General features: G+C 72.6%; 1 protein-coding gene. It reads left to right on the top strand.

What is annotated here, in order from left to right; all coding sequences use genetic code 11:
- The coding region (locus DUK53_RS17130; protein WP_124893246.1) for a type II secretion system protein N at positions 1-452 on the top strand (452 nt) is incomplete at its 5' end.

Raw genomic sequence — 452 nt, 5'->3', positions numbered from 1 at the left:
GCCTGGCCGGGCATGCGCCCGCTGTGCTTTGCGTGCTGCTGCTGGCGTTGCTCAGCGCCAGCCTGGCCAGCCAGACGCGCTCGCTGCGCCGCGAGCTGGCGGAATTGCCCGCCGCAGCGGCCCCGGCGCCGCCAGCCAACCCTTCAGCGGCCCCGCGCGCGGCGTTAGCCGGCTTGTTCGGTGGCGCTCCGTCGCCGCGCGGCGCGACGGCGGGCGAGCGTCTGCAATTGCGCCTGCTGGCCTGCTTCCTGGCGCGTCGCGAGGACCGCTCGGCGGCGCTGATCGCGGTGGCCGGGCGCTCGCAGCGCTTCCTGCCGGGCGCCGAAGTGCGCCCCGGCACCGTGCTGCTGGCGGTTCATCGCGACCATGTGGTGCTGCGCGACCAGGGTTATGAAGAACGTCTGTATTTCCCCAAAGCCGAAGGGGCAGAAACCACCCATGCCACGTTGTAG

The sequence above is a fragment of the Listeria sp. SHR_NRA_18 genome (assembly GCF_003856515.1).
Taxonomy (GTDB): domain Bacteria; phylum Bacillota; class Bacilli; order Lactobacillales; family Listeriaceae; genus Listeria_A; species Listeria_A newyorkensis.
The sequence above is the reverse complement of the archived record's forward strand: the minus strand, read 5'-3'. Positions and strand labels throughout refer to the sequence as shown.